Annotated in this window: 2 protein-coding genes and 1 pseudogene; 2 read left to right on the top strand and 1 reads right to left on the bottom strand. The window is 68.7% G+C overall.

The window, feature by feature from the left end; translation table 11 throughout:
* Nucleotides 1-195 precede the first annotated feature (195 nt).
* Nucleotides 196-753: a phage holin family protein gene (locus KZA10_RS14395; protein ID WP_141386340.1), complete on the top strand. Its 558-nt coding sequence runs from the start codon at nucleotides 196-198 to the stop codon at nucleotides 751-753.
* A gap of 120 nt (nucleotides 754-873) precedes the next feature.
* Here the strand turns inward: KZA10_RS14395 and KZA10_RS14390 are convergent.
* Nucleotides 874-1,521, bottom strand: a pseudogene (locus tag KZA10_RS14390) (tetrahydrofolate dehydrogenase/cyclohydrolase catalytic domain-containing protein); the annotation flags it as partial.
* On the opposite strand from KZA10_RS14390, the gene KZA10_RS18795 reads away from it, so the two are divergent.
* On the top strand, nucleotides 1,469-1,645 hold a 177-nt coding region (locus tag KZA10_RS18795; protein ID WP_374196597.1), incomplete at its 3' end, for a LacI family DNA-binding transcriptional regulator. The pseudogene KZA10_RS14390 and the gene KZA10_RS18795 sit on opposite strands and share 53 nt — an antisense overlap.

Here is a 1,645-nt window from a genome sequence, read left to right as displayed (position 1 = left end):
CAGCGCGTGTGCGGACCAAACTCGCTTCTCGCGCGACGGCCCCTCCCGCCCCCGAGGCGCCGTTGACCCTGCGCGAGAGCCAGATTCTGCGCTTGATCGCGGAAGGACTCACGAACCGTCAGATCGGAGCGGGATCGAGAGCACGCTGCACGCGCAGGGCTGATCCTCCGCGGGAGGATGTGGGATTCTGGTCGCATGAAGAACGGAATCGTCCGGTTCGCCGCGCTCTACGTGTTCAATGTCGCCGCACTGCTGGTGATCGGCCTGCTGCTGCCGGGCGTCTCGGTCGGGTTCAACGCCCTGTGGGCATCCGTCATCCTGACCCTCGCCGCCCTGTTCGTGAAGCCCCTGCTCGCCGGAGCCTTCCGCAGGTCGGCGGCGAAGTCGGCCGCCGAGCGCACCAAGACCGGCGAGAAGGTCGTGCAGTACGTGCTGGTGTATCTGGTCGAGCTGATCGTCTGGGTACTCACGGTGTGGCTGAGCGGTGTGCGCGCCTCCGGCTTCTGGGCGTTCGTGCTGCCGCCGCTCGCGCTGCTGTTCGGATGGATGATCTACGACCAGATCGACGACCGGCTCCGCGCCAAGGCGGGAGAGATCTACGACTCGGTGCAGGCGCGGGTGAAGGGTGGCGACACGAAGACGGCGTCTCCGACCGCCGCCGCGGCGGAGTCCCCCGAGACACGCGCCGCGCGCGACGAGCTCGACGACGGTCTCACACCCGAGCAGCGGCGCATGCTCGACGAACTGGGCTGAGTGCGAAGAGCCGACCCGAACCCGGACTGAACCGGGCGCGATACACCGGCTGCGAACGTCGAAAGGCGCCCATCCTCCGAGGAGGACGGGCGCCTTTCGCATGCGGTGCGCGCGCTGGCGTCAGGCGATCCGCTCGGCCGCCTCCACGACGTTCGTCATGAGCAGCGCGACCGTCATCGGGCCCACGCCTCCCGGGTTCGGGGAGATGTACCCGGCGACGTCGGCGACGTCGGGGGCGACATCGCCGAACACCAGGCTCTTCCCGGTATCGGGGTCGGTCTCTCGCGTCACGCCGACGTCGAGCACGGCGGCGCCCGGCTTGACGTTTTCCGCGCGGATGAGGTGCTTGACGCCAGCGGCGGCGACGATCACATCGGCCTCTCGCAGGTAGCGCGGCATGTCGACGGTTCCGGTGTGCGTGAGCGTGACCGTGGCGTTCAGGTCGCGTCGCGTGAGCAGCAGCCCGATCGAGCGGCCGATCGTCACCCCGCGGCCGACCACGACGACGTGCTTCCCTTTGAGGTCGTAGTCGTTGCGCAGCAGCAGCTCGATCACCCCTCGCGGTGTGCACGGCAGCGGGGTGTGGATGGGTCCGTTGACGTTGAGCACCAGACGCCCGAGGTTGGTCGGGTGCAGACCATCGGCATCCTTCGCCGGGTCGATCCGCTCCAGGATCGCATCGGTGTCGAGGTGCTTCGGCAGCGGCAGCTGCACGATGTACCCGTGGCACGCGGTGTCGGCGTTGAGTTCGTCGATCAGGGCTTCGACGTCGACGCGCAGACGCGAGCCCTCGATGGAAGACGTCGCCAGGGAGGCCGGTGTCTCCGGTCAGACGGTGTCCCGCGTCGTGAATGCCAGGGGATACGTCGGCGCCGCCACGCGCGAGCGCGTC

The organism is Microbacterium sp. BF1 (assembly GCF_019279095.1).
Lineage (GTDB): Bacteria > Actinomycetota > Actinomycetes > Actinomycetales > Microbacteriaceae > Microbacterium > Microbacterium maritypicum.
This window is presented reverse-complemented; position numbering and strand designations above follow the sequence as displayed.